1 protein-coding gene is annotated in these 3,300 nt (G+C 40.9%); it reads right to left on the reverse strand.

What is annotated here, in order from left to right:
* Positions 1–447: 447 nt before the first annotated feature.
* Complete coding sequence (locus K7X70_RS24335; RefSeq protein ID WP_222539521.1) at positions 448–3,132, reverse strand: alpha-L-rhamnosidase; 2,685 nt, start codon at positions 3,130–3,132, stop codon at positions 448–450.
* Positions 3,133–3,300: the final 168 nt, after the last annotated feature.

The raw sequence follows: 3,300 nt of genomic DNA on the forward strand, positions 1-3,300 counted from the left end.
AGAAATCTTTTTGTTATTGTCAAGCTTTATTTGAAAATAAATCTTTTTGTTTTTCTGGTGATTAAACCGGTAAAACCAACATTAACCAACTCCTACTGCAATCTTTCAAAATCCTTCTCTCTATATCTTTCGCACAAACCCTTCCTCCGAAGCGGGATGCAAAAGTAAGAAAATTTAACGGCTCTGCAAACAATATCGCCCTTATAGTTGTATCGAATCCATAACTACATGATTAACAGTAAGAAAAACAAAGGAACACAATCTACCTAAGTGTGCAACTGGAGCCAAAGCTTCGATACCCATCGGATTTTTCTGATATTCCATCTTCAGTTCCTGAACCTGGATTTTTTGAGCCCAGGCCCCTGTACTCACAAACAGTAAAATAAGATGACCATGGCACTGGCCTTTCCTACAGGAAGCCTAGTATATATTTGGTTTTTTGTTCAGCTACTGAATTTCGAAAGTATACTTTCCGGCACTTGCCTGGTAGATTTCGGTTAGTTTCTTCCCCTCCATCCAGGCCGCTTGCCCAGGCTGGACTGGAAAATGAATTGTTGCAGAAGAATTTGCTGGTATCTGTACTTCATATAAAATCTTTTTACCCTTGCGCTTCCAGGAGGATTGAATCGTTCCAAATGGTCCCTCATGCGTAGCTTCAAATTCATTTAGCCCGGCAACAAAGTTTGGCATCAAACGGATGTTTTTAAAACCTGGTGACTTTTCATCGATCATAATGCCGCCCAGTCCTTTAAAGAACCATCCGCCTATTTCCCCAAACATCATGTGATTTAAAGAGATGTCACGTTCTGCCTGAATATTCCAATTTTCATATAAGGTAGTCGCTCCATTGACGATCCACCAACCCCAGGATGGATAAGTATCCTGTACTGCCAATTTATAAGCAATATCTGCTTGTCCGTTTTCACTCAAAGCATTTAATATCGCTTTGGCTCCAAGCACACCCACATCTAAATGCATATTGTCGGCCTTAACCCGATCAGCAAGCCTTTGCGCCACTGTAAGTCTGAGTTCTTCTGGTACAATTCCCCATAATAGGGCAACGCTCAGTTCTGTCTGCAAACCAGTACCATAAATCCCTTCGCTTCGGTTCAGGTATTTATCATTGATGGCCTTTTTGATTTTATCAGCCAATGCAGTATACACTTCAAAATCTTTCTTTTTTCCGAAAAGCTGCGCTGCTTTTGCCAATATGACTGCATCAGCATAGTAATAGACCGAGGAAGTATATTCCAGTGGAGATTCAGACTTTACAGGCACCCAATCTCCCCTTCCCCATGTGGTTAATCCATTTGGGCTGATCTGGGTCACATAATCTACATAAGATTTTATATTAGGATAGCAGCTGCGCAGCAAATGGGAATCGCCATAGAAAAGGTAAATATTCCAGGGAATAATTGCAATTGTACTGGTCCAATCTGTGCCGTTTGACTTCCCATATCCCCAGCCTCCAGTAGGAATAATATCAGGTAATACCCCATTAGGCTGCTGTTCATCCTGATGATCGGCTAACCATTTTTCATAAACCGTAATGCCATCGAAATTATACAATCCCGTTTCTACAGCAAAGTGACCATCACCTGTCCAGCCGTTTTTCTCTCTTTGGGGACAATCAGTTGGGTACCCGAACAAATTAGATAAATAGGAATTATTAGTGGCAGACCATAACTTATTCAGCAAAGTATTTGAAGAATGGATTTTTCCGGTTACCGGCACATCACTATGCATAAAATGGCCAACGATACTTTCCTTATTCAGCGCGATAGGTTTACTGCTCGTTACTTCTATATATTGAAATCCTTTATAATTAAACTTCGCCATAAAACCTTCTGTTCCTTCCCCCTTAAGGATGAAGATATCGGTCTGAAAAGGATCATTCTGGTCCTTTGGTCTGTAATAAACATCAATGTTAGACAAATCCAGTCTTCCGTTAGGCAATAACCTTTCTCCATGTTTGATACTCAAACGGGTACCCGGATCACCTTTCAATTTGATTTCAGTAACTCCAGCTATGTTTCTGCCCAAGTCAAACACATAAGTCGTGTCATTAAATTTCTTAAGAGACTTTACAGGGATCACTTCTACGTTACGGACAGGATGCATCACCTGACTGACGATCAGATTTGATGGCGCAGCGCGAAGCGTAACTCCTCTCCATTTACGATCATCAAACCCCACCTCATTCCAGCCCTTCTGTTCTTTTCGGGCATCATAATGCTCCGCCGTATAAATGCTATTAAAAACAATAGGGCTATCATCGGTTTTCCAAGTATCATCAGTAACCACAAGCTCAGTTGATCCATCGGTATAGGTGATCCTCAGGTCTAAACAAAATGTTGGCCTTCCTCGCCATGGTGCTTTATCAAAATCCCATACTGCTAAGGACTGATGGTTATACCAGCCATTTCCTAATAATACACCTATTGCATTTTCTCCATTTTTAAGCTGGGCGGTAACATCATAACTTACGTATAAATTTCTTCTGTCGAACCTGGTATACATGGGATCCAGGCGATGGTTACCAACTTTTCCTCCATTAAGATATAGTTCATAAAGCCCTGCTGCTGCTATATAAGCACGAGCAGATCTGATTTTTTTAACGGTCTTAAATCCTTTACGAAAATATGGAGCTGGTAATTTGTTAATATCCTTATTGTCACTAATCCAGGTTCCTTTCCAATTCCCCATGGCTTGCATTCCAGATTCAAAGCTGCTCACTGGTATAAAAGTAGCAGGCTTTCCATCTTTATCCCAGATCTGTACTTGCCAATAATACTTCGTAAATGGTTCCAGTACTTTTCCAGAATACCTAGTCAGCTGAGCTGAGCTACTTATTTTACCGGAATCCCAAACCGCAGTCCCATCATCCTTTATCAATGCTAAAGAATCTGTACCTACTGTAATCCGGTAAGCAGTTTGGACAGCAGCTTTTCTATTGTCTTTTAGCTTCCAGCTGAGTCGGGGCTGAACTGCATCTATGCCAATAGGATCAGCCATATACTCACATTGAAGCGCTGAGGCATGAATTGGCTGCTGACTAAAAACTGGAACAGAAAAAAGACCGGAGAACAGCAGCAGAGCGCTGTAAATAACTGCATTAACATTTGGGATCATGACTTAAAATTTGATTGTTTTCGCAATATAATTCAAGATTTGCAAATTAAGAAGAGGTCATGAAATCAGCAACCTCTGCTGTCCTGTATCGGCTGGAGATTGGGCTTAGTTAGCGAATTGGAATGGAATTAAAGCTGAATGGTAACTGGCTATTAAATTACGGTGGTA

This window comes from Pedobacter polysacchareus (assembly GCF_019802255.1).
Lineage (GTDB): Bacteria > Bacteroidota > Bacteroidia > Sphingobacteriales > Sphingobacteriaceae > Pedobacter > Pedobacter polysacchareus.